20 protein-coding genes are annotated in these 22,693 nt (G+C 72.8%); 10 read left to right on the top strand and 10 right to left on the bottom strand.

Annotation, left to right across the window (positions count from 1 at the left end):
• Positions 1 to 100 precede the first annotated feature (100 nt).
• On the bottom strand, positions 101 to 829 hold the full coding sequence (gene deoC, locus IFT45_RS06515) for a deoxyribose-phosphate aldolase (protein WP_185232307.1): 729 nt from the start codon (positions 827 to 829) through the stop codon (positions 101 to 103).
• Between the two features lie 25 nt (positions 830 to 854).
• Here deoC and IFT45_RS06520 point away from each other — a divergent pair, with 25 nt between their 5' ends.
• From IFT45_RS06520 to IFT45_RS06540, 5 genes are all read left to right on the top strand, one after another.
• On the top strand, positions 855 to 2,492 hold the full coding sequence (locus IFT45_RS06520) for an SDR family oxidoreductase (protein ID WP_192127271.1): 1,638 nt from the start codon (positions 855 to 857) through the stop codon (positions 2,490 to 2,492).
• Complete coding sequence (locus IFT45_RS06525) at positions 2,489 to 2,728, top strand: hypothetical protein (protein WP_167258992.1); 240 nt, start codon at positions 2,489 to 2,491, stop codon at positions 2,726 to 2,728. Before IFT45_RS06520 ends, IFT45_RS06525 begins: the two co-directional genes overlap by 4 nt.
• Before the next feature lie 85 nt (positions 2,729 to 2,813).
• A complete protein-coding gene (locus IFT45_RS06530) occupies positions 2,814 to 3,398 on the top strand; it encodes a GDSL-type esterase/lipase family protein (protein ID WP_167258993.1) in 585 nt (194 codons plus the stop codon).
• A gap of 109 nt (positions 3,399 to 3,507) precedes the next feature.
• On the top strand, positions 3,508 to 3,873 hold the full coding sequence (locus tag IFT45_RS06535) for a DUF6804 family protein (protein ID WP_192127273.1): 366 nt from the start codon (positions 3,508 to 3,510) through the stop codon (positions 3,871 to 3,873).
• Between the two features lie 109 nt (positions 3,874 to 3,982).
• Positions 3,983 to 5,614 carry a stealth conserved region 3 domain-containing protein gene (locus tag IFT45_RS06540; RefSeq protein ID WP_185232312.1) on the top strand — a complete coding sequence of 544 codons (1,632 nt, stop codon included), beginning with the start codon at positions 3,983 to 3,985 and terminating at the stop codon, positions 5,612 to 5,614.
• Between the two features lie 52 nt (positions 5,615 to 5,666).
• Here IFT45_RS06540 and IFT45_RS06545 read toward each other — a convergent pair whose 3' ends face one another.
• Positions 5,667 to 6,167, bottom strand: a complete 501-nt coding sequence (locus IFT45_RS06545) for an NUDIX domain-containing protein (protein ID WP_056054096.1) — start codon at positions 6,165 to 6,167, stop codon at positions 5,667 to 5,669.
• 66 nt (positions 6,168 to 6,233) lie between these two features.
• Here IFT45_RS06545 and IFT45_RS06550 point away from each other — a divergent pair, with 66 nt between their 5' ends.
• The gene (locus IFT45_RS06550) at positions 6,234 to 7,064 is read left to right on the top strand and encodes an oxygenase MpaB family protein (protein ID WP_192127275.1); all 831 of its coding nucleotides are present in this window, start codon (positions 6,234 to 6,236) and stop codon (positions 7,062 to 7,064) included.
• 1,066 nt (positions 7,065 to 8,130) lie between these two features.
• Here IFT45_RS06550 and IFT45_RS06555 read toward each other — a convergent pair.
• The 4 genes from IFT45_RS06555 to rplU form a co-directional block, all read right to left on the bottom strand.
• Entirely contained in the window at positions 8,131 to 9,093 is a 963-nt protein-coding gene (locus IFT45_RS06555) for a phosphodiesterase (RefSeq protein ID WP_056054104.1), read from the bottom strand.
• 238 nt (positions 9,094 to 9,331) lie between these two features.
• On the bottom strand, positions 9,332 to 10,507 hold the full coding sequence (locus IFT45_RS06560; RefSeq protein WP_192127277.1) for an alcohol dehydrogenase catalytic domain-containing protein: 1,176 nt from the start codon (positions 10,505 to 10,507) through the stop codon (positions 9,332 to 9,334).
• A gap of 131 nt (positions 10,508 to 10,638) precedes the next feature.
• Positions 10,639 to 10,908: a 50S ribosomal protein L27 gene (rpmA, locus tag IFT45_RS06565; protein ID WP_056054111.1), complete on the bottom strand. Its 270-nt coding sequence runs from the start codon at positions 10,906 to 10,908 to the stop codon at positions 10,639 to 10,641.
• A 16-nt stretch (positions 10,909 to 10,924) separates the two neighbouring features.
• Complete coding sequence (rplU, locus tag IFT45_RS06570; protein ID WP_056054115.1) at positions 10,925 to 11,233, bottom strand: 50S ribosomal protein L21; 309 nt, start codon at positions 11,231 to 11,233, stop codon at positions 10,925 to 10,927.
• Between the two features lie 66 nt (positions 11,234 to 11,299).
• Here rplU and IFT45_RS06575 point away from each other — a divergent pair, with 66 nt between their 5' ends.
• Positions 11,300 to 12,016, top strand: coding sequence for a hypothetical protein (locus IFT45_RS06575; RefSeq protein ID WP_192127279.1), 717 nt, complete (start codon positions 11,300 to 11,302; stop codon positions 12,014 to 12,016).
• Here the strand turns inward: IFT45_RS06575 and IFT45_RS06580 are convergent.
• The 3 genes from IFT45_RS06580 to IFT45_RS06590 are packed head-to-tail and all read right to left on the bottom strand — an operon-like array spanning position 12,013 to position 16,869.
• Positions 12,013 to 12,348: a TraR/DksA family transcriptional regulator gene (locus IFT45_RS06580; protein WP_056054122.1), complete on the bottom strand. Its 336-nt coding sequence runs from the start codon at positions 12,346 to 12,348 to the stop codon at positions 12,013 to 12,015. The two genes, IFT45_RS06575 and IFT45_RS06580, sit on opposite strands and share 4 nt — an antisense overlap.
• The gene (locus IFT45_RS06585; RefSeq protein WP_192127281.1) at positions 12,345 to 13,367 is read right to left on the bottom strand and encodes a glutathione S-transferase family protein; all 1,023 of its coding nucleotides are present in this window, start codon (positions 13,365 to 13,367) and stop codon (positions 12,345 to 12,347) included. The genes IFT45_RS06580 and IFT45_RS06585 overlap by 4 nt, the downstream gene beginning before the upstream one ends.
• A 10-nt stretch (positions 13,368 to 13,377) precedes the next feature.
• Complete coding sequence (locus IFT45_RS06590) at positions 13,378 to 16,869, bottom strand: DNA polymerase III subunit alpha (RefSeq protein ID WP_192127283.1); 3,492 nt, start codon at positions 16,867 to 16,869, stop codon at positions 13,378 to 13,380.
• Positions 16,870 to 16,975: 106 nt separating this feature from the next.
• On the opposite strand from IFT45_RS06590, the gene IFT45_RS06595 reads away from it, so the two are divergent.
• The 3 genes from IFT45_RS06595 (at position 16,976) to IFT45_RS06605 (ending at position 20,720) form a co-directional block, all read left to right on the top strand.
• Complete coding sequence (locus IFT45_RS06595; RefSeq protein ID WP_192127285.1) at positions 16,976 to 18,289, top strand: FUSC family protein; 1,314 nt, start codon at positions 16,976 to 16,978, stop codon at positions 18,287 to 18,289.
• Between the two features lie 194 nt (positions 18,290 to 18,483).
• Positions 18,484 to 19,359 carry an aldo/keto reductase gene (locus IFT45_RS06600; protein ID WP_185232326.1) on the top strand — a complete coding sequence of 292 codons (876 nt, stop codon included), beginning with the start codon at positions 18,484 to 18,486 and terminating at the stop codon, positions 19,357 to 19,359.
• Positions 19,356 to 20,720: a glucose-6-phosphate dehydrogenase gene (locus tag IFT45_RS06605; protein ID WP_192127287.1), complete on the top strand. Its 1,365-nt coding sequence runs from the start codon at positions 19,356 to 19,358 to the stop codon at positions 20,718 to 20,720. The genes IFT45_RS06600 and IFT45_RS06605 overlap by 4 nt, the downstream gene beginning before the upstream one ends.
• A 129-nt stretch (positions 20,721 to 20,849) precedes the next feature.
• Here the strand turns inward: IFT45_RS06605 and IFT45_RS06610 are convergent, their stop codons facing one another.
• A complete protein-coding gene (locus IFT45_RS06610; protein WP_256431793.1) occupies positions 20,850 to 22,688 on the bottom strand; it encodes a glycoside hydrolase family 15 protein in 1,839 nt (612 codons plus the stop codon).
• Between the last annotated feature and the right edge of the window lie 5 nt (positions 22,689 to 22,693).

The following is a 22,693-nucleotide window of genomic DNA, read 5'->3' on the forward strand; positions in this document are numbered from 1 at the left end:
CCGAACGCGCGGACGCCCGGACGCCAGGAGGCCCGCACGACGATCGTCGTGCGGGCCTCCTGCTCTGTCGCGGCGTCGGCCGGGGCTCCCCGGCGTCAGCTCAGTACGACGTCGCGTCGTCCCCGGCGCCGGAGGCGCTGCCGGTCTCGAGCCGGTGCGCGAGGTCGTCGAGGATGGTGCCGCTGGCGCTGGTGCCGAAGCGGGTCACGCCGAGGTCGAGCATCTCGAGGACGGTGTCGAGGCCGCGCACGCCGCCCGACGCCTTGACCTGGACGGCCTCGCCGACCGCGTCGCGCATGAGGCGCAGGTGGGGGAGGGTCGCGCCGCCGCCGGCGAACCCGGTGGAGGTCTTCACGAAGGCGGCGCCGGCCCGCTCGGCCGCCTTCGAGCCCGCGACGATCTCGTCATCGCTGAGGAAGGCGGTCTCGAGGATGACCTTGACGACGAGGTCGCCCGCGGCCTCGACCACGGCGCGGACGTCGGCCTCGACGTCGTCGAGCAGGCCGCTGCGCAGCCGGCCGACGTTGACGACCATGTCGAGCTCGACGGCGCCGTCGGCGACGGCCTGACGGGACTCGGCGACCTTGGCCTCGGTCGAGGTCGTGCCGTGGGGGAAGCCGATGACGGTGCCGACGAGGACGCCGGTGCCCTCGAGGCGGTCGACGGCGTGGGCGACGTCGGAGGGGCGGACGCACACGCTGAAGACGTGGTGCGCCGCGGCCGTGTCGAGCGCTTCGTCGACGTCGGCACGGGTCAGTTCGGGCTTGAGGATCGCGTGGTCGATCATGCCGGCGACGGCGGCGACCGTGGGGAGCTGCTGGGTAGTCATGATGCTGCCAGCGTAGCTTGGGCACATGGCCACCGACCCCGTCCCCTCCGACCCCCGCCCCGCCGCCGACCCCGTCGTGCGCGAGAACGACGGCGCGGTCGCGCGGCGCCGTGTCCTCGTCACCGGCTCGACCGGCTACATCGGCGGGCGTCTGACGCCGCGCCTGGTGGCGGCCGGCGCCGACGTGCGCGTCCTGGTGCGGAGCCCCGGCAAGCTCGTCGACGTCCCGTGGGCCGGTGACGTGGAGGTCGTCGAGGGCGACCTCACCGACGCCTCCACCGTCCGCCCCGCCATGGAGGGCGTCGACGTCGTCTACTACCTCGCCCACGCGATGGGCGGTCGCGGCGACTTCGAGGCGGCGGAGGCGGAGGCCGCCCACACCGTCGCCGACGCCGCCCGTGAGGCGGGCGTCGGCCGCATCGTCTACCTCGGCGGCCTGCACCCCGAGGGCGAGCTCTCGAAGCACCTCCAGTCGCGCAAGGAGGTCGGCGACATCCTGCTGGCGAGCGGCGTGCCGACGGTCGCCCTCCAGGCGGGCGTGGTCATCGGCTCGGGCTCGGCGTCGTTCGAGATGATCCGCCACCTCACCGACGTCCTGCCCTACATGCCCGCGCCGAAGTGGGTCCGCAACCAGATCCAGCCGATCGCCGTCCGCGACGTGCTGCACTACCTCCTCGGGGCCGCCGACGTGCCCGCCGACGTCAACCGCACCTTCGACATCGGGGGCCCCGACGTCCTCCGCTACGGCCAGATGATGAACGGCTACGCCCTGGAGGCGGGGCTGAAGCAACGCCCCATCGCCTCGCTGCCGGTGTTCACGCCGTGGCTGGCCTCGCAGTGGGTCAACCTCGTCACACCCGTGCCGCGCGCCCTCGCCGTGCCGATCATCGCGTCGCTCCAGTACGACTGCGTCGTGCACGAGCACGACATCGACCAGTACGTGCCGGCGCCGGCCGAGGGCCTGCTGCGCTACCGCCAGGCCGTGCGCCTCGCGCTGCAGCGCGAGAAGGACGGCGAGGTCGAGACGAGCTGGCAGGACAGCTCGGTGTCGGGAGCGCCCAGCGACCTCCTGCCCAGCGACCCCGACTGGTCGGGCCACATCGTCTACACCGACGACCGGGAGACTGACTCGACCGCGCCTCCGGAGGAGCTCTGGAAGGTGGTCGAGAGCATCGGCGGCGAGAACGGCTGGTACTCCTTCCCCCTGGCCTGGGCCGCGCGGGGCTGGATGGACCGGCTCGTCGGGGGAGTGGGGCTGCAGCGCGGCCGTCGCAGCCGCAGCACGCTCCGTGCGGGCGACGCCCTCGACTGGTGGCGCGTCGAGAAGATCGAGCGCGGCCACCTGCTGCGGCTCCGGGCCGAGATGAAGGTGCCGGGCGGCGCGTGGCTGGAGATGACCGTCACGCCCCGTGATGGCGGCGGCTCCCACTACCGCCAGCGCGCGGTCTTCTTCCCGCAGGGGCTCGGCGGGCGCCTGTACTGGTTCGCGATCCTGCCCTTCCACGGGGTGATCTTCTCCGGCATGCTCGAGCGCATCACCGCCACCGCCGAGCGGGACGCGGCCGCCGCCTCCCACGGTGACGACGTGCCCGCGGGGCGAGGAGCCCAGGAGGCGCGGGTCACGGCCGACGACGCCCCCGGCAGCAGCGCGGCCGGGTCGTGACGCCGCTGCTCGCCGCCCCGCTGCTGGCCCCGCTGCTGCGGGCGTCGACGACGTTGACGCCGACCCCGTCGCCGTTCGGCCCCGGGGGAGACGGCCCCGCCTCGCCCGTGCCGCTGTGGCTGGGCGTGACCCTCGGGATCGTCGTCGTGGTCGCGTCGTTCGTCGTGCTCCTGCCCGGCGTGCGACGGGGCCTCGACCGCATCTCGTCCCATCGACCTCGACGCTTCCGCGACTGACGCGGTAGCGTCGAACCACCCCGCGACCGGTGGAGCCGCCCTCGGGCAGCACGGCCGGTCGCGAACACGACGACAGGAGGCCCCCATGGCGCACGGCGAGAAACTCGTCTTCGTCGGAGACAGCATCACGGCAGGCGGCGACTGGACCGCCTGGTTCCCCGACGACGACGTCGTCGAGCTCGGCGTCGACGGCGACACCACCACCAGCCTGGCCGAGCGCCTCGACGACGTCGTGGCGGCCCAACCCGACTCGGTCGTGCTGCTGATCGGCACGAACGACTTCGGCCAGCGACGCACCGTCGAGCAGGTCGTGCGCGGTGTCGAGTCGATCATGGTGACGATGCGGCGCGAGCTGCCCGGCACCCGGCTGCTGCTCCAGTCGATCATGCCGCGGGGCGCCGACTACGCCCCGCGCATCAAGGACGCCAACCGGCACCTCCGCCAGTTCTCCTCGACCGTCCGGGCGCAGTACCTCGACCTGTGGCCCGCGCTGGCCGACGAGTCGGGCGACGCGATCCGCCCCGAGTTCAGCGACGACCAGCTGCACCTCACGGCCGCGGGCTACGAGGCGTGGCTCGCCGAGCTCGTGCCCGGGCTGGCGCGGCTCCGCGACGAGCCGCCGATGAGCGCGCCGCTGCGCGTGCTCAACGTGCCCTACGACATCGACTGAGCCCGAGGCGTCGGGGCGCCCGACGCGTCGGGGGCGCGCAGGGTGCCCAGGGTGCCCCCGATAAGCTCGTCCGTGCCGCGCCCGCGGCCTGACGAGAGGTCGCAAGCCCGTGCCCACGCCCACCGCTCCCGCCTTCCTGCGACCCGCCCTGGCGCCCGGTCTGCTCGGGGCGATCGTGCTGACTGTCGGGGCGTTCCTGCTCGACTCGCCGACCTTCACGATCGTGCGCTTCGCGGTGGCGATCCTCGCGCTGATCATGCTCGTCTTCGCCTGGCGCGGCCGGACCTGGTGGGCGGTGCCCGTCCTCGCGGCGATCGCGGTGATCTGGAACCCCGTGGCCGTCGTGCCGCTCTCCGGTCAGCCGTGGGCCGCCCTGCAGTTCGCCGGCGCGGTCGCGTTCGTGGTCACGGGGGTCCTCGTGAAGGTGCCGACGGAGCAGGCGACGGGCGACGCCCGCCCCGCTCGACGTCGCTGACCGGGGCGACGAGCTCCGGCGTTCACGAGAACCCGCTTCCACCAGCTAAAATCAGTTCGTTCTAGAGTGCGGCGGCCGTCCCGAGGCCCGCACGGGAAGTTGAGTCTGAATGGTCACCGAGATCACCGGTACGACAGAGAGTCCTCTGCTGACGCCTCGTCCCCGACCCGGTGGTCTGGACCGCGACGACGTGGTGGTGCGCAAGGGGCAGTTCACGCTCCTGAACGGCCACCTCACGCCGCAGCAGTCGATGATCGAGGACCTCCTCTTCATCCGTCGCGTCCTCGACGAAGCGGCCATCCCGTTCCTCCTCGTCCGCGGCAACGACGTGCGCCCCGTGCTGGCGGTCGACGTCGTCCACCGCCGTGCCTTCATCGACGCGATGATCGCGGCGTCGGGCTCCGAGCCGTTCTACGCCAAGCCCCGCAAGGGCCAGGCCGTCCTCGTCGCCGAGGGGGGCCTCGAGTCCGAGACCGAGCGGGCCTTCAAGGTGTACCGCCCCCGCGTCGAGCCCATCGGTCGCCTCCGCTACGGCGCCGGCACGGCCGTCCAGGTCGAGTTCTGGATCCTCACCGACGACGAGGTCCTCGTGCCCGTCGAGAACTCCCTGATGCGCTACTCGCTGCCCCGCGAGGAGGCCGTCGAGACGACCGTCGAGCGCTACGGCCTCGAGTGGCCGACCCTCGAGCACATGTTCGACGACCACGCCACCGACATCACCTTCGACATCGACATCGTCTTCTCCTGGGTCGACGGCAACTCGGTCGAGTACCAGCGCGCCCGTGCCGCGCAGGCGAAGCGCCACGTCGTGGGCGAGGGCGACGACGCCCCGGCCCGGTTCCGCCAGATCGACGAGCTCAAGTACGCCCTCCGCAGCGTGTACATGTTCGCCCCGTGGGTCCGCAACATCTACATCGCGACCGACTCGCCGGTGCCCGAGTGGCTGGGCGACCACCCGCGCGTGCGCGTCGTGCGGAGCGAGGAGTTCTTCTCCGACCTGTCGTTCCTCCCCACGCACAACTCGCAGGCCGTCGAGTCGCAGCTGCACCACATCGAGGGGCTCAGCGAGCACTTCCTCTACTCGAACGACGACATGTTCTTCGGGCGCCCGGTCGCGCCGTCGATGTTCTTCTCGCCGGGCTCGGTGACGAAGTTCATCGAGGCCGAGACGCGCATCGGGCTCGGCGTCAACAACACGGAGCGCAGCGGCTTCGAGAACGCGGCCCGGGTGAACCGCCGCCTCCTGCAGCAGCGCTTCGGCAGGGTCACCACCCGTCATCTCGAGCACACTGCGGCGCCCCTGCGCCGCAGCGTCATGTCGGAGATGGAGCACGAGTTCGCGGACGAGTTCCGCGCGACCGCGTCGAGCCCGTTCCGGGCGAAGGAGAACGTCTCCGTGACGAACTCGCTCTACCACTACTACTCGCTGATGACGGGGCGCGCGATCGTGCAGGAGGCCGCCCGGGTCCGCTACGTCGACACGACGACGGTCGCCGACCTCGCCTCGCTCTCGGACCTGCTGAAGAAGCGCTCGTACGACTTCTTCTGCCTCAACGACGGCAGCTTCCCCGAGGTCACCGACGAGGAGCGCACGTCGACGGTCACCGACTTCCTCGAGCGGTACTACCCGTTCGCGGCCCCGTGGGAGAAGGCCGAGATGGAGCGCGTCGAGCGCGAGACGGCCGAGCAGCGTCGCCGCGTCCGCCGTGCGGGCGGCGACCAGGACCAGATCGAGGCGTAGCCCCGGGGAGGCGCGGGCCGGCACCCGCCGGCACCGCGCCTCCCGCAGGTGGTCACGCCGGGTGCTCGCCCCGCCGCACCTCGCCCGCCACGACGAACTGCGTGCTCGGGTCGCCCGACAGTGCGGCGTCGACGCGAGCACGCATGTCGGCGGTCATCGGCGGCAGGTCGCCGCGGGGGAACCACCGGGCCTCGGTGTTCTCGCCGTCGGCCGGCGCAGGGTCGCCGCTCTGCCAGCGCATCAGGAACGTGTGGTCGAGGTAGCTCGCCTGGTCGCCGTTGCCGTAGACGATGCCCTCGGTCACCCCGAGGGCGGCGAGCCGCACGGGCACGACGTGGAGGTCGGCCTCCTCGAGCACCTCGCGCACGGCGGCGTCGGCGGGGTGCTCGCCCGGGTCGATGATCCCGGTGACGGGCGTCCACTCGCCCGTGTCGGAGCGGCGGACCATGAGCAGGTCGTCGCCCCGCTCGACGACGGCGGTGACGCCGGAGAGCCAGAGCGGCGCGGTGCCGATCGACTCGCGGAGGGTGAGGATGAAGTCGGGGACGGCCATTCCGCGAGCCTAGCGAGCACGTCGTCGAGGGGCCTGCCCGTGCCTCGCCGCGCGTAGGCTGACGGGATGAGGGGCGACGACGTGCGGTGGGGGGCCGACGTGCGCTCGATCTCCGACATGGCGGGGGAGTCGCTGCTGCTCGGGGGCGGCGGCCGGGCCATCCTGCTGCAGCTCGCGAACCCGGCCGTGGGGCACGGGGTCGCCGACCACAGCGACTTCGTCGACCGGCCGCTCGCCCGCCTGCACGGCACGATGACCTACCTCTACGCCATCGTCTTCGGCACGCCCGACGAGGTCGCCTTCGTGCGGGCGCTCGTGGACCGGGCCCACCAGCCCGTCCGGAGCACCGCCTCCTCGCCGGTCGCCTACGACGCGGTCGACCCGCAGCTGCAGCTCTGGGTGGCGGCGACGCTCTACGACTCGGCGATCACGCTCTACGAACGCGTCCACGGGGCGCTGTCGCCCGAGGCGGCGGAGGCCGTCTACCGCGACTACGTGGTGGTCGGCTCGGCTCTCCAGATGCCGCCGGAGCTGTGGCCGGCGACCCGGGCCGAGTTCCGCACCTGGTGGGACGCCCAGCTCGCCGGGCTGTCCGTCGACGCGGTCACGCGTGACGTCGCGCACCAGCTGCTGCACCCGGTGAACGTGCCCGTGGCGCTCCGCCTGGCCATGCCGCTCGCGCGCCTCGTGACGGCGGGCCTGCTGCCGGCGACGGTGAGGGAGGCGTTCGGCCTGCCCTGGGGAGCGGTGCGGCAGGGCCTCTTCGACGTCGTCGCGGGCGTGAGCCGGGTCGTCGTGCCGCGGCTGCCCGCGCGGGTCAGGCACGTGCTGCGGGACAACTACCTGCGGCGGCTTCGGCGCTACATGGCGCAGCGGGGCACGGAGCAGGCGGGCTAGGGAGCCACACCGCGGGTCGCCTCGTCGTCCGTCGCTGCGTGGTGCCCCCTCGGCGTCGGTCGTGCCCGGCCCCGGCTCGTCGCCGCCGTCTGTCGCGGTGATGTCTCAGATCCCGAACGCCGAACGCCGAACGCCGAACGCCGAACGCCGAACGCCGAACGCCGAACGCCGAACTCTGAACGCCGAACTCTGAACGCCGAACGCTGAACGCTGAACGCCGAACTCTGAACGCCGAACTCTGAACGCCGAACTCTGAACGCCGAACGCCGAACTCTGAACGCCGAACGCCGAACGCCGAACTCTGAACGCCGAACGCCGAACTCTGAACGCCGAACTCTGAACTCTGAACGCCCGAATTCTGAACGCCGAACGCCGAACGCCGAACGCCGAACGCCGAACGCCGAACGCCGAACGCCGAACTCCGAACTCCGAACTCCGAACTCCGAACTCTGAACTCTGAACTCTGAACTCTGAACTCTGAACTCTGAACTCTGAACGCCGAACGCCGAACGCCGAACTCCGAACGCCGAACCCCGGACGCCGAACGTGAACACGGAACGCCGAACGCCGAACGCCGGCATGAGGGCACGATCTGCCGCGTGACACGACCGCCGGGCGCGCCGACCGTCGACAACTCCTGCGCGACGTCGCCGGAGCGGCGACGGCAGCGGCGAGCCGGCCAGGGCGCAGGAGTTGCCGACGGGGCGCGCGTGAGCCCGGCGCAGGGCCGTCGAGCCCGAGCGAGGAGGCGTGGGTCGGGAGGCGGAGCCGGGGGCCCGGGCGCGCCGACCGTCGACAACTCCTGCGCGAGGTCGCCGGAGCGGCGACGGCAGCGGCGGCCGGGACGAGGCGCAGGAGTTGCCGACGGGGCGCGCGTGAGCCCGGCGCAGGGCCGTCCGGCCCGAGCGAGGAGGCGCGGGTGCGGAGACGGAGCCGGAGACCCGAGCGGGACGTGTCGACAACTCCTGCGCGACGTCGCTGGAACGGCGACGGCAGCGGCGAGCCGGGCAGGGCGCAGGAGTTGCCGACGGGGCCGACCCGACCGGCGGCGGCCAGCCGGCTCGCGTCAGAGGGTGTCGATGGGGCCGGTCAGCGCGAGGTCGCGCGTCACCACCGGCACCGGGGCGGTGTCGGTCCGGCGGTGCCGGGGCGCGGCCGGCGCGATGCGCACGCCCGCGAGGGCGAGGCGCTCCGCCGTCGACGACGGCGAGACGTACTCGCCGACCGTGTCGTACGAGCCGATCGGCACGACCGAGTGCACGACCGTGTCGGCGTACACGTGCACCAGGTTGTACGACTGCGCGCCGTCGCGGCCGCGCGTCCCGCCGACCGCGAGGTCCTGCGTGTAGCACGTGGCCGAGGCCACCGAGACGGGGACGCCCGCGAACATCGCCGTGGTCGAGTAGTGAAGGTGCCCGGCGATGATCGACCGGACGTCGCTGCCCTCGACGACCTCGGCCAGCGAGGCCTGGTCGCGCAGCTCGACCAGCACGCTGAGGTCCTGCACGCTGGGCACCGGCGGGTGGTGCATGGCGATGACCGTGCCGTGCTCCGCCGGGGTCGACAGCTCTTCGGCGAGCCAGTCGAGCTGGTCGCCGGTGAGCGCGCCGTGGTGGTGGCCCGGCACCGACGTGTCGAGGGTGATGATGCGCAGGCCGTTCACGTCGTAGACGAAGTCGACGGGCCGGTCGGAGGGCATCTGCCCGAAGAGCTGCTCGCGGAAGGCGCCGCGCTCGTCGTGGTTGCCCATCGCCCAGATGATCTGGGCTCCGAGGCGCGCCGCGACCGGCTCGAGCAGCGCCCGGAGCTTGCGGTACGCCGCGGGCTCGCCCTTGTCGGCGAGGTCGCCGGTGAGGACGATCGCCTCCGGCCGCATGCCGGAGGCCTCGATCCCGGCGAGGATCTGGGCGAGGCGACCTTCGCTGTCGACGTCGCCGTAGAGGTCGGCGTCACCGCCGACGAGGTGGGTGTCGCTGAGGTGCAGGATGAAGTGGTCGGGCCTCGGGTGCTCGGCCGTCCGGAGATCCATGGTTCTCTCATTCACGTGTCGCCGACGACGGCCCCAGGACGAGGCCCTCGTTGTTCCTTCGTCACCAGTCCACCATTCGTTTGCTCCACGGCCGGTGAACGTCGGTGCGTGTTCGGGTGAACGGTCAGCGAACTGATCGGACACGTCGACGCCCCGCGACGCTACCGACGTGCGGAGGGCCCCGCCAGGCCCCAGGACGGGGCGGAGCGGGGCCCGGCGGTGACCCGGGGGAGTCGCGCTACGGCTTGAGCACCACCTTGATGCAGCCGTCCTCCTTCTTCTTGAACAGCTCGTACATCTCCGGCGCGCGGTCGAGCGGCACCGGGTGCGTGGTGAGGTCCTCCGTGCCGAGCGGGTCGGTCGGGTCCTCGACGAGGGGCATCAGGGTGTCCATCCACTGGTGGACGTTGCACTGGCCCATCTTGATGGTGATGTGCTTGTCGAAGAGGGTGAGGAAGGGAGTCGGGTCGGCCGTTCCGCCGTAGACGCCCGACAGCGAGACGGTGCCGCCGCGGCGGACGACCTCGAAGGCGAGGTGCATGGCGCTGAGGCTGTCGACTCCGGCCTTCTGCATGAGCGCCTGGCCGACCTTGTCGGGCAGCGCCGCGGCGAACTTCTGCACCATGCTGACGCCGCCGTGGTCGTGGGCCTCCATGCCGACGGCGTCGACGACGGAGTCGGGGCCGCGGTCGTCCGTCATGCCCTTGATGACGTCGGCGACGTCCTTCGTGAGGTCGAGCACCTCGACGCCGTGGCGCTCGGCCATGGCGCGGCGCTCGGGGACGGGGTCGACGCCGATCACCCGGAAGCCCTTGTGCACGCCGATGCGGGCCGCGAACTGACCGACCGGACCGAGCCCCAGGACGACCAGCGTGCCTCCCTCGGGCACCTGGGCGTACTCGACGCCCTGCCACGCCGTGGGGAGGATGTCGCTGAGGAAGAGGTAGCGCTCGTCGGGGAGGTCGTGCCCGACCTTGACGAGGTTGGCGTCGGCGCGCTGGATGCGCAGCTGCTCGGCCTGCCCGCCGGGCACCTGGCCGTAGAGCTTGGTGTAGCCGTAGAGGGTCGCGCCCGAGCCGTACTCGGTGACCTGCGTGGTCTCGCACTGCGAGAAGAGGCCGCGCTCGCACATGAAGCACTCACGGCAGGCGATGACGAAGGGGACGACGACGCGGTCGCCGACCTGGATGCGCGAGACGGCGGAGCCGACGGCGGTGACGACGCCCATGGTCTCGTGGCCGAGGACGTCGCCCTTGTCGAGGTAGGGGTCGAAGACGTCGTACAGGTGCAGGTCGCTGCCGCAGATCGCGGCGGAGGTGACCTTGATCACCGCGTCGGTGGGCTCCACGATCGTGGGGTCGGGCACCTCGGTGACGGCGACGTCGGCGATGGACTGGTAGGTGAGAGCCTTCATGCACCCCGTCTACGCCCGGCGGCAGGGAGCTCGCTGGCCTCGTGGGGTACAGGTGTCGCGGAGACGACGGAGGCGGCCGCCCCGACAGGGGGCGACCGCCTCAGCTGTGCCGCAGGTGCGGCCAGGGGGTGCTACGCGTCGACGCTCACGGCGGAGGCGACGATGTTGACGACCTTGCGGCCGCCCTTGGTGCCGAACTCGACCGCGCCGGGGGCGAGGGCGAACAGCGTGTCGTCGCCGCCACGGCCGACGTTGGCGCCGGGGTGGAAGTGGGTGCCGCGCTGGCGGACGAGGATCTCGCCGGCGAGGACGACCTGGCCGCCGAAGCGCTTCACGCCGAGGCGCTGAGCGTTCGAGTCACGACCGTTGCGGGTGGACGATGCGCCCTTCTTGTGTGCCATGTGTGCTCAGCTCCCTTTACTTGGAGATCTTGGTAATCTTGACGCGCGTGAGGTCGGCACGGAAGCCCATGCGACGCTTGTAGCCGGTCTTGTTCTTGTAGTTCTGGATGACGATCTTCGGGCCGCGGAGGTCGTTGAGGACCTCGCCCTCGACCGTGACCGAGGCCAGGTCGTCGCCCGAGAGGACGGTGTCGCCGTCGACGTGCAGGACGGGGACGAACGAGACGGTGTCGGACGTGTTCGCCTTGAGACGGTCGACGGTCAGGATCGTCCCGACCTCGACCTTCTCCTGACGACCGCCGGCACGCACGATTGCGAAAGCCATGGGATCTCCTTGGTGCAGCTAAGTGTGAGGTGCCCGCGTTCGGGCAACTTGGATAGTCTTTCACAGATGTCACGACCGATCAAACTTCAGCGCCCGCCGCGGTTCACCGCGGAGATCGTCGCCGACGCCCGACAGCGGCTGCTCGACCTGCTCGACGACCTCGACGGCCTCACCTCCGAGCACGCCGACGACATCGAGGTGTGGGGCTCGGCCGTCACGACCGCCGGGTGGGAGATCGCGACGCTCGGCCAGTGGCTGGGGCTGGAGGGCGAGGCGGTGCTGCTGCTCGGCGGCGCCTCCTACCCCGAGATCGCCGAGCACCAGGGCACCAGTGCCTCCGCCGTGTACGCCCGTGTCGGCCGGTCGTTGACGCTCGCCCCCTACGCGCACGCCTCGGGGGCGGACGGCGGCACCACGAGGGTGTCGGCCGACGACCTCGAGCAGGCGCGGGCGGACTACCGCGCCGACCGCGCGGGCGCCGAGGGGGAGGACGTCGAGGAGGCGGGGGTCGGCTCGGGCGCGTCGCTCGCCGACCGCATCCCCGAGGTCCTCCGCGCGGGGCCGCTGTCGACGACCGCGCTCGTGGCCGCGCTGCCGGGCTACCGCCGCAGCAGCGTGCTCTCGACCCTCAGCGTGCTGACGCGCCAGGGGAGGCTCGAGCGGGTCGGGCACGGCGTGTACGCGGTCGCCGGGGCGGCCGCGGCCCCGCAGGCTGAGCCCGGCCCCGGCGAGCCCGGTGCCAGTGTGCCGGGCACTGGCGAGCCCGGCACCGCCGCGAGCTAGCGCGCGCAGTCGATGCAGAGCCGCGCCGTCGGGCGGGCCGTGAGCCGCGCCTCGCCGATCCGGGCCGAGCACCGCTCGCAGCGGCCGAACGTCCCGTCGGCGAGCCGCCGCAGCGCCGAGTCGGCGTCGGCGGCCCGCTCGAGGGCCGACCGGCGCACCGCGTCGAGCTGCGACCGCTCGTAGGCGATCGTCGACCCCTCGGGGTCGTGCTCGTCGTCGACGTTGGCTCCCTCGCGGGCCGCGGCCACCGCCTCCATGTCCTGACCGAGGCGCGCGGCCAGGGCGAGCGCATCGTCGCGGGTGGCGCGCAGCTGGTCGCCCGGGTCGGTCACGCGACGAGCGGCGGCACCTGCTCGCCCTCGCGCGGCGGGGGCGGCGGGGTGCCGTCGCCGAAGGGCCGGCCGCCGAGCTCCTCGCGCCCGTGGGCGGTCAGCCAGCCCGACGGGTCGGGGCCGGCGGGCACGATGCCGGTCGGGTTGATGTCGCTGTGCACGACGTAGTAGTGCGCCTTGATCTGCGCGAAGTCGATCGTGTCGCCGAACCCGGGGGTCTGGAACAGGTCGCGGGCGTAGGCCCAGAGCACCGGCATCTCGGTGAGCTTCGAGCGGTTGCACTTGAAGTGCCCGTGGTACACCGCGTCGAAGCGGGCGAGGGTGGTGAAGAGGCGGATGTCGGCCTCGGTGATCGTGTCGCCGACCAGGAACCGCTGGCCGGCCAGGCGCTCGGAGAGCCAGTCGAGGCGGGCGAACAGCGTGTCGTACGCCCGCTCGTAGCTCTTCTGCGACCCGGCGAAGCCCGCGCGGTAGACGCCGTTGTTGACGTCGCGGAACACGACCGCGTTCACCTCGTCGATCTCGGCCCGCAGGTGCTCGGGGTAGAGGTCGGGCGCGCCCTCGCGGTGGTGCTCGCGCCACTCGGTGGCGAAGTCGAGCGTGATCTGCGGGAAGTCGTTGGTGACGACCTTGCCGCTCGGCACGTCGACGACCGCGGGCACGGTGATGCCGCGGGCGTAGTCGGGCGTGCGGGCGAAGAAGGCCTCCTGCAGGCGCTCGATGCCGAGCACGGGGTCGCGGCCGTCGGGGTCGAGGTCGAAGGTCCAGCTGCGGGCGTCGTGGGTGGGGCCGGGCAGGCCGAGGGAGATGACGTCCTCGAGGCCGAGGAGGCGGCGCGAGATGACGGTGCGGTTGGCCCAGGGGCAGGCCCGGGCGGCGACCAGGCGGTAGCGGCCGGCCTCGACGGGCCAACCGTCGACGGCGTCGCGCGTGATCCTGTCCTCGATGTAGTTCGTGTCGCGGGTGTACTCCTGGCCGGGCTCGACGTACGTGCCCTTCGCCTGCTGGTCGTCGCTCATGCCCGCCACCCTACGCAGGGGCGTCCGAGAGGTCGGGCAGCTCGGCGCCCCCCGGCCCGGAGGCGGCCGAGGCGCGGCTCGCCTGCCAGTCGCGCCACATCGCCTTCAGGTCCCAGGCGTTCTCCGCCTCCAGCGAGATGCCCTTCTCCCCGGTGCGCCGGGTGCGCCCCTGGATCAGCATGAGCTTGGTGCCGAAGAGCAGCGAGCCCGCCCGCGACTGGGCCTCCTCGAAGAAGGTCGCGTCGGCGCAGCCGGTGCCGTCGTCGAGGCTGATGAAGACGACCCGCTTGCCGCTGCGCATGGGCGGCGTCTGCGTGGCGATGCGGATGCCGGCGACGAGCACGGTCGTGCCGTTCCAGTGGTCGCGCAGGTCGGCGGCCCGCGTGACCCCGAGGTCGTCGAGCATGGGCCGGTAGCTCTCGACGACGTGCTCGCTGACCTCCATCGAGAGGATGTCGAGCTCGTCGCTGACCCGGTCGCGGAGGCTCACGTCGGGGGTGCCGGTCGGCACCTCGGCCGAGTCGTCGACGCTGAAGTCGAGCTGGTTCTGGACGTCGGAGGCGCGGGGCCGGGCGGTGCGCTGGGTCAACGACCGCACACGGGCCAGCACGTCGCCCCGGGTGCGGCCCGGGCCGGCCAGCGAGTCGAGCGCCCCGACCTGCGCGAGGCGCTCCACCAGCCGCCGTGACGGCGTCGCTCGCTGCCAGAAGTCGGTGATGGAGTCGTAGGGCCGGCCCACGACGATCCGCGCGAGCTCGGCGTCGGTGATGCCGTGCACGTCGGCGAGCGACAGCCGGATGCCGAGGTCGCCGGGGCGGCTCGGGGCGATCGGGGTCGCGGGGGCGCGCACGCGCTCGACGCTGTAGACGTCGGTCGACTGGTTGACGTCGAGCGGCAGCACGGGCACCCCCATGCGTCGTGCCTCGGTGAGCAGCAGCCGCTTCGGGTACATGCCGGGGTCGTGGGTGAGCAGCCCCGCGAGGAACTCCGCGGGGTAGTGGGTCTTCAGCCAGGCGCTCTGGTAGGTGGGCAGGGCGAAGGCCGCTCCGTGCGCCTTGCAGAAGCCGAACGAGCCGAACCCCTTGAGCACCGCCCAGATCCGGTCGACCTGCGCGTCGGTGAAGCGCCTCCTGCCCCGCTCGTCGACGTTGGCCCGCGTGCGGCGCCGGAACTCCACCTCGAGGTCGTCGTCGGCGCCCTTGCCCATGTGCCGGCGGAGCTCGTCGGCCTCGGCGAGCGACACCTCCATCGTCGCCTCGAGGATCCGCAGGACGTGCTCGTGGTAGATCACGACCCCGTAGCTGTCGTCGAGGAACGACGCGAAGCTCGGGTGCAGGTAGTCGGGCTGCTGGAAGCCGTGCTTGGTGTCGAGGAAGGGCGCGACCATGTTGCCCTTCATCGGCCCGGGGCGGAACAGCGAGATGTCGGCGATCAGGTCGCTGTAGCGGTCGGGCTGCATCTTGCCGATCAGCTCGCGCTGGCCCGGGCTCTCGATCTGGAACATGCCGAGCGTGTGCGTGGTGCGGATGGCCTCGAAGGTGGGCTCGTCGTCGTGGGGGATCTCGTCGAGCTCGACCCGCCCCTCGCGGTTCACGTAGGGGACGTCGACCGAGAGGCCGCCCGCGACGGCCGCCCGGGAGCCGTTGATCCGCTCGATCTCGTCGAGGGCGTAGGCCATCGAGCTCTGCATCCTGACGCCGAGCACGTCGAGCTTGAGGAGGCCGGCGTCGTTCATGTCGTGCTTGTCGAACTGGCTCATCGGCAGGCCGATGCCGCTCGGCTGCACGGGCGTCGTGCTGAGCAGGTCGGAGTCGCCGAGGATCACGCCGCACGGGTGCATCGAGATGTGCCGGGGGAGCCGGTCGAGCCGCTCGGTCAGGTCGACGAGGAGGTCGATCTGGCCGTTCTGCCGCGCGAGGTCGGCGATGGCGCGCAGCTCGGGCTTCTCCGCCATGGCGGTGCGGAGGTCACGGGCGTTGGAGCGCCAGACGTTGTTGGCGACCATGTCGATCTGCTCGTCGTCGAGGCCGAGCGCCTGGCCCGCGTCACGGACGGCCCCCCGGCCCCGGTAGGTCGACTGCATCGACATGAGGGTGACCCGGTTGCTGCCGTAGCGGTCGAAGATCGCCCGGTAGATCTCGTGCCGCCGGGCCGACTCCACGTCGATGTCGATGTCGGGCAGGGTCTCCCGCTTGTTGCCGAGGAACCGCTCGAAGAGCAGGTCGTGCTCGATCGGGTCGACGTTCGAGATGCGCAGCAGGTAGGTGACGAGGCTGCCCGCGCCCGACCCCCGGGCGGCGTTCCTCACCCTCATGTCGCGCATCAGCTGCGAGACGTCGGCGACGGTGAGGAAGTAGCCCGCGAAGCCGAAGCCCGAGATGATGCCCAGCTCGTAGCGCATGCGCTCCTCGACGGTGCGGCGGAGGCCCTGGCCCGCGTGCCCGAAGCGGGCCGTGACCCCCGCCTCCGCCCGGCGGAGCAGCACCTGGTCGGGGTCGCCCTCGACGCCGATCGCGCTCAGCTCGGGCACCTTGGGCTGCCGCCAGCGGAGGTCGGCGTCGGGGTCGAGCCGGCAGCGGTCGGCCAGCCGCTCCGTCGCGGCGAGCATCTCCTCCGCCGCCCGGCGCGACAGCGACGAGGCGTCGGCGACGAGGTGGGCGATCGCCCGCATCGCCGCGCCCTTCTTCAGGGTCGCCTGCGCGTTGGGCTGCGGCGTGAACGAGCCGAGCGGTGCCAGGTGGCCCGCCGAGTCGAGCACGTCGGCCGTCACCGCGCCGTCGGCGTCGAGGTAGCGCACCGCGTTGGTCAGCACCGCCGGCACCCCCACGTGCTCGGCGAGCTCGAGCATCCGGGCCGCGTGCCGGACGCTCCGGCTCTCGCCGGGCTCGGTGAGGTGGCAGACGACCTCGACGACGACGCCCCCGGGCAGCTCGCGGGCCCAGTCGGCGAGGGAGGCGGCGGCCGCGGTGCTGCGCCCCTCACGCACCAGCCGGCCCACGTCGGAGTCGGGGCCCAGCAGCACGGTGGCGGAGGCGCCCTCCTCGCCCCGCAGGAACGCCCGCAGCCGGGAGCGCCCGATGGTCGCCGTGCTGTTGGCGCTGCCCGCCGCCCGGCGCGTGGCCCGGCCGTGCGCGGCGCTGATCAGGCGGCAGAGCGACGCCCAGCCCTCCCCGGCCCGGCCCTCGCCGGAGCCGTGGGCGAGCACGACGACCCGGTCGACCGGGGCCGCGGCGGAGGCGGCCGTCCGGCTGCCGGCCGCCGTGGTCGCCGTCGTCGCCTCGGCCCGGTCGTCGGCGCAGCCCAGCTCCACCCCGACGATCGGGTCGATGCCCGCCGCCCGGCAGGCCCCGATGTGCCGGATCGCGCCGTAGAGCCCGTCACGGTCGGTGATCGCGAGGGCGTCGGCCTCGTCGGCCGCCGCCCGCTCGACCAGCTGGGCCGGCGGGGTCGTGCCGTGGTGAGCGCTGAACGAGGAGGCCACGTGGAGGTGGGTGAAGCGCATGGTCGTGCTCCGAGTCGGGACCCCGGCCAGGTCTGGTCGAACGTGTGTTCGATCAGTGTACGTCCTCGGCCGGGCCGCGCCGCCGCCGGGCTGTCATCATCGGTGCATGCCCGATCGACGCCCGAGCGGCTCCCGCCCCGACGTCCGGGCCGACGTCCGCACCGCCTCGCGGTGGGCGCGCGTCCTGCTCGGCCAGCCGCGCCTCCTGCTGGCCGTGAAGGCGGCGCTCGCCGCGGCCCTCGCCTACTGGCTGGCGCCCCACGTGCCCGGCGTGGCGGCCGAGTACCCGTACTACGCCCCGCTCGGCGCGGTGATCGCGATGTACCCGACCATCAAGGCGTCGCTCCGCCAGGGGGTGCAGACCCTGCTCGGCCTCGTCGTGGGCATCGTGCTGGCCACGGTCGTCTTCTCGCTCCAGGAGGGGCAGCCCGGCGTGCTCGCCGTCGCGGCGGTCGTCGGCGTGGGGACGCTGCTCGCGGGCATCCGCCGGCTCGGCGCCGGGCGGGACTGGGTGCTCACGGCCGGGCTCTTCGTGCTGCTGCTCGGCGGCAGCGCGACCACGGAGGGCGACCAGGCCGACTACTCGACGGGCTACGTCATCCAGGTCGCGGTCGGCGTGGTGGTCGGGCTCACGGTCAACTACCTGCTCGTGCCGCCGCTCTACGCCGGGCGGGCCGACGAGCGGCTGCGCTCGCTGCAGGCCTCGCTCGCCGACCGCACCGACGACGTCGCCGCGGTCTTCGAGGCCCGCTGGCCGCTGGAGGGCGACGACTGGGAGCGCCGCGTGGCGGAGCTGCCCGGCACCCTCCGCCGGGTCCGCGACGCCGTGCAGTACGCCGACGAGTCCCGCCGGCTCAACCCGCGCTGGAAGCTCCGGCGCCGCGACCTCGGCCAGGAGTACGCCGACCTCGTCGTCTTCGAGCGCGTCGGGTTCCACCTCCAGGACATGGCCGAGGTCTCCGGCATCCTGGGGCGCCGCATCGGCCGCCAGATCGGGATCGTCGAGGAGCTCGCGCCGGTCGTCGCCCGTGCCGCGCACGCCGTCGCCGAGGTCGTCCGGCTCCGGGGCGGCGACGACATCGACGCGTTCGTCGAGGCCCGGCGCCGGGTCGCCGACCTCTGGGAGGCGATCGACGAGCACCGGCACCTGCCCACCACCGACACCAGCGGGGGCGTCTCGATCGCCGTGTCGATGGGCCGGATCATCGCCGCGCTCGACCCCGACGACACCACGGCGCCCCGACCCGACGACGACGCGGGGGAGGCCGACGAGGGCGGGGGAGGCGCGGGGAGCGACGCCGAGGGCGGCACCGGCCCCGCCGACGGCCGCGCGGGCGAGGAGCCCACCGAGGGCGGCACCGACAGCACCGGCCCCGTCGACGACCCCACCGCGCCCCGCGACACCGAGCCCCGCCGGTGAACGTGCTCCCCGCGGGAGCAGTACGGTTGACCGGGCACCGGCGCCCGAGCGCGACGCGCTGCCCTCCCCGGGCGGCCCCGCGGGGGCCGGGAATGGTCCGCCGCCCGTCGCGTTGACCCACCGGGGCCCCCAGCACACCGGCGCGGACGCGCCCGTCGTCCGCAGCTCTCGGCCCGCATCGAGGAAGGACGACCATGACCACCGACACCACGTCCCCGTCGGCGGCTGCCTCCGGGCAGTTCACCATCGGAGGCGACCTCCCCGTCACCCGCCTCGGGTACGGCACCATGCAGCTCACCGGCGAGGGGGTCTGGGGCCAGCCCCGCGACCACGACGAGGCCGTCCGGGTCATCCGCCGGGCCGTCGAGCTCGGCGTGACCTTCTTCGACACCGCCGACTCCTACGGCCCCGACGTGGCCGAGCCGCTGCTGCGCGAGGCCCTGCACCCCTACGGCGACGACGTCGTCATCGCCACCAAGGCCGGCCTCACCCGCCCGGGCCCCGGCGACTGGCGGCCCGTCGGCCGCCCCGAGTACCTCCGCCAGCAGGTGGAGATGAGCCTCCGCATCCTGGGGCTCGACCGCATCGACCTCTTCCAGCTGCACCGCATCGACCCGGCCGTGCCCCTCGCCGACCAGGTCGGCGAGCTCGCCGCCCTGCAGCAGGAGGGCAAGATCCGCCACATCGGCCTCTCCGAGGTCTCCGTGGACGAGCTCAAGGAGGCGCAGCAGACCGCGACCATCGCCTCCGTCCAGAACCTCTACAACCTCGCCTCCCGCGACGCCGAGGCCCTGCTCGACCACAGCGAGGCCGAGGGCATCGCCTTCATCCCGTGGTTCCCGCTCGCCACCGGCGCGCTCGCCGCACCGGGCGGGCCGCTCGACGCCCTCGCGACCGAGCACGACGCCACCCCCTCGCAGCTCGCCCTCGCGTGGCTGCTCCGGCGCTCGCCGGTCATGCTCCCCATCCCCGGCACGTCCAGCGTCTCGCACCTGGAGGACAACGTCGCCGCCGCCCAGATCGACCTCAGCGACGACGAGTTCGCCGCCCTCACGAAAGCTGCACAGTGACCGACACCACCACCCTCATCATCCTCGGAGCCTCGGGCGACCTCACCGAGCGACTCCTGCTGCCCGGCCTCGCCAGCCTCCTGAAGAGCGACCGCGGCGTCGACGTCCAGCTCATCGGCACCGGCCGCAGCGAGCGCACCCCCGAGGAGTGGGACGGCGTCGTCAAGACGGCCTTCAACGGCGACGCCGGCAGCGACCTCGCGAAGAAGACCCTCGCCTCCAGCCGCTACATGCAGGGCGACCCCACCACCGTCGAGCACCTCAAGGCCCTCTTCGAGGCCTCCGAGGGCACCCCGGTGATGTACTTCGCGCTGCCCCCGGCGATCAGCACTCGCGTGATCCAGGCGCTCGCCGAGATCGACCTGCCCGACGGCCTGCGCCTCGCCCTCGAGAAGCCCTTCGGCTCCGACGAGGAGAGCGCGCGCGAGCTGAACGCCGAGCTGCTGAAGATCGTCCCGGAGGAGCGCATCCACCGGACCGACCACTTCCTCGGCCGCGCCACCGTCCTCAACATGATCGGCCTCCGCTTCGCGAACCGTCTCTTCGAGCCGGTCTGGAACGGCGAGAACATCGAGAAGGTCGAGATCTTCTACGACGAGGTCCTCGGCCTCGAGGGCCGTGCGCAGTACTACGACAAGGCCGGCGCCCTCGTCGACATGATCCAGAGCCACCTCCTGCAGGTGCTCGCCGTCATCGCGATGGACGCACCGTCGAGCATCGACTCGGTCGAGCTGCGCAGCGAGATCGCACGCGTGCTGCGGGCGACCTGGGTCAAGGGCGGCGACCCCGTCGCCTCGAGCCGCCGGGCGCAGTACACGGCCGGCACGATCGACGGCAAGGCCGTCCCGTCGTACTCCGACGAGGAGGGCGTCGACAACGACCGCCAGACCGAGACCCTCGCCGAGGTCGAGTTCGAGGTCAAGACCCGTCGCTGGGCCGGCGTGCCCTTCATCCTGCGCTCCGGCAAGGGCATGACGAAGATCCGCAAGGAGGTGCTGATCACCTTCAAGCCCGTCCCCGCGCTGCCCGAGGGCCTGAACGGATCGTCGACCCCCGACACGCTCCGCATCGAGATCAGCCCCGAGACGATGGAGCTCGGCGTCACCACCAACGGCAAGGGCAACCCCTTCGACCTGGAGAAGTCCACCTTCCAGGTCACGCTGGGCAAGCCCGAGCTCACGCCCTACGGCGAGGTGCTCAGCGGGATCTTCCACGACGACCCGACCCTGTCGATCCGCGGCGACGTCGCGGAGCGCTGCTGGGCCATCGTGGCGCCCGTCGTCGACGCATGGACGGCCGGCGACGTGCCGCTCGACACCTACGCGGCCGGCTCGACCGGCCCCGCGGACTGGCCCGCCTGATCGGCGCCGACCGCCCGGCGGCGCCCTGAGCGCCGCCCCACGACGAGGCCGCCCTGCCCACCGGCAGGGCGGCCTCGTCGTGTCCGCCGCGGCCGGCGGACGACGCCGTCTCGACGGACGGCGCCGCCGTCAGCGCCGTGCGTCGAGTGCGGCGCCGATCGCGTCGGCGGCGCGCACCAGGGCCAGGTGCGAGAGCGCCTGCGGGGTGTTGCCGACGTGGCGGCCGGTGGCCACCTCGATCTCCTCCGAGAGCATGCCGACGTCGTTGCACCAGCCGACGAGACGGTCCATCAGCGTCACCGCGTCGTCCACGCGCCCCGACCGGGCGTACTGCTCCGCCAGCCAGAACGAGCAGGTGAGGAAGGGGTGCTCCGTGCCCTCGAGGCCGTCGACGCCCGACTCGGTGCGGTAGCGCAGCAGCAGGCCGTCCTGCAGCAGGTCGTGCTCGATCGCAGCGACGGTGCCGAGCATCCGCGGGTCGTCGGGGGCGACGAAGCCCACCTGGGCGAGCTGCAGCAGCGAGGCGTCGACCTCGGCCGAGCCGTAGTGCTGGGTGTACGTGCCCCGGTCGGCGTCCCAGCCCTGCTCCTCGACCTCGGCACGGACCTCGTCGCGGAGGCTCCGCCACCGGTCGACGGGCCCGTCGAGCCCGAACTGCTCGACGCCCTGGACGGCGCGGTCGAGGGCAGCCCAGATCATGACGCGCGAGTGGGTGAAGTGCTGCGGTTCGCCGCGGATCTCCCAGATGCCGTTGTCGGGGCGGGTCCAGTTGTCCTCGACGTACTGCATCAGGGCGCGCTGCAGCGGCCACGAGTACTCGGACTCGGCGACGCCGAGCTGACGGGCCTCGTGCAGCGCGACCATGACCTCGCCGAAGATGTCGCCCTGGTACTGCGTGAACGCGGCGTTGCCGAGCCGCACGGGGGAGGCGCCCTCGTAGCCCGGCAGGTGCTCCAGCTCGCTCTCGTGCAGGTACCGCTCGCCGGCGAGCCCGTACATGATCTGCACGTCGGCGGGGTCGCCGGCGATCGCCCGGAGCAGCCAGCCGCGCCACTTCTCGGCCTCCTCCGCGAAGCCGTGCAGGATGAGCGCCTGCAGGGTCATCGACGCGTCGCGCAGCCACACGTAGCGGTAGTCCCAGTTGCGCGAGCCGCCGAACGACTCCGGCAGGCTCGTCGTCGCGGCCGCGACGATGCCGCCCGTGTCCTCGTTCGTGAGGGCCCGGAGGATCAACAGCGAGCGGCGCACCTCCCGGTCGTAGGCGGAGGGCTCCTGCGAGCGGGCGGCCCAGGCCTGCCACCAGCGGACGGTGTCGGCCAGCACGGCGTCGACGTCGGGAGCGGTCGGCGGCTCGCGGTGCGAGGGGTACCAGGTGAAGGTCATGTCGACGGTCTCGCCGGCCGCCACGTCGAACTCGGCGGCGTGGGTGTGGTCGGCCGCCGTGAGGTGGGGACCGCGGACCACGACCGCGTCAGGGCCGGCGATGGCCACGAGGGCGGTCTCGTCGCCCTCGGGCAGCTGGCGTACCCAGGGCAGCGCAGCGGCGTAGCCGAACCGGATCCGCAGGTCCTCCTGCATCCGCACCGTGCCCTCGACGCCGGTCACCCGACGCACGACGTCCGCCCGCCGGTCGCCGACCGGCATGAGGTCGGTGACCTCGACGACGCCGGTCGACGTCGTCCAGCGCGTCACGAGCACGAACGTGTCGTCGACGTAGCGGCGGGTCGCCGTCGCCCCTGCCTCCGCCGGGGCGACGAGCCAGCGGCCGTGGTCGCGGTCGCCCAGCAGGGCGCCGAAGACGGAGGCGGAGTCGAAGCGCGGCAGGCACGACCAGTCGATGCTGCCGTCGGTGCCGACGAGGCACCCCGTGTGCAGATCGCCGATCAGGGCGTAGTTCTCGATGGGCAGGGGCATGGCGCCATCGAACCAGACGGGGTGGTGAGCACGCCGGGGGAGGCGCCCCCTCAGCCCGC

Origin of the sequence: Frigoribacterium sp. CFBP 13707, assembly GCF_014842245.1 — a bacterium.
GTDB lineage: Bacteria > Actinomycetota > Actinomycetes > Actinomycetales > Microbacteriaceae > Frigoribacterium > Frigoribacterium endophyticum.

What these genes read in the sequence shown, in the direction of transcription:
- IFT45_RS06590 (WP_192127283.1), bottom strand. Translation starts at nt 16,869, where the DNA reads ATGCGCTTCACCCACCTCCACGTGGCCTCCTCGTTCAGCGCTCACCAC.
- rpmA (WP_056054111.1), bottom strand. Translation starts at nt 10,908, where the DNA reads ATGGCACACAAGAAGGGCGCATCGTCCACCCGCAACGGTCGTGACTCG.
- IFT45_RS06585 (WP_192127281.1), bottom strand. Translation starts at nt 13,367, where the DNA reads ATGAGCGACGACCAGCAGGCGAAGGGCACGTACGTCGAGCCCGGCCAG.
- IFT45_RS06545 (WP_056054096.1), bottom strand. Translation starts at nt 6,167, where the DNA reads ATGGCCGTCCCCGACTTCATCCTCACCCTCCGCGAGTCGATCGGCACC.
- IFT45_RS06530 (WP_167258993.1), top strand. Translation starts at nt 2,814, where the DNA reads ATGGCGCACGGCGAGAAACTCGTCTTCGTCGGAGACAGCATCACGGCA.
- IFT45_RS06560 (WP_192127277.1), bottom strand. Translation starts at nt 10,507, where the DNA reads ATGAAGGCTCTCACCTACCAGTCCATCGCCGACGTCGCCGTCACCGAG.
- IFT45_RS06600 (WP_185232326.1), top strand. Translation starts at nt 18,484, where the DNA reads ATGACCACCGACACCACGTCCCCGTCGGCGGCTGCCTCCGGGCAGTTC.
- deoC (WP_185232307.1), bottom strand. Translation starts at nt 829, where the DNA reads ATGACTACCCAGCAGCTCCCCACGGTCGCCGCCGTCGCCGGCATGATC.
- IFT45_RS06575 (WP_192127279.1), top strand. Translation starts at nt 11,300, where the DNA reads ATGTCACGACCGATCAAACTTCAGCGCCCGCCGCGGTTCACCGCGGAG.
- IFT45_RS06595 (WP_192127285.1), top strand. Translation starts at nt 16,976, where the DNA reads ATGCCCGATCGACGCCCGAGCGGCTCCCGCCCCGACGTCCGGGCCGAC.
- IFT45_RS06540 (WP_185232312.1), top strand. Translation starts at nt 3,983, where the DNA reads ATGGTCACCGAGATCACCGGTACGACAGAGAGTCCTCTGCTGACGCCT.
- IFT45_RS06550 (WP_192127275.1), top strand. Translation starts at nt 6,234, where the DNA reads ATGAGGGGCGACGACGTGCGGTGGGGGGCCGACGTGCGCTCGATCTCC.
- IFT45_RS06520 (WP_192127271.1), top strand. Translation starts at nt 855, where the DNA reads ATGGCCACCGACCCCGTCCCCTCCGACCCCCGCCCCGCCGCCGACCCC.
- IFT45_RS06555 (WP_056054104.1), bottom strand. Translation starts at nt 9,093, where the DNA reads ATGGATCTCCGGACGGCCGAGCACCCGAGGCCCGACCACTTCATCCTG.
- rplU (WP_056054115.1), bottom strand. Translation starts at nt 11,233, where the DNA reads ATGGCTTTCGCAATCGTGCGTGCCGGCGGTCGTCAGGAGAAGGTCGAG.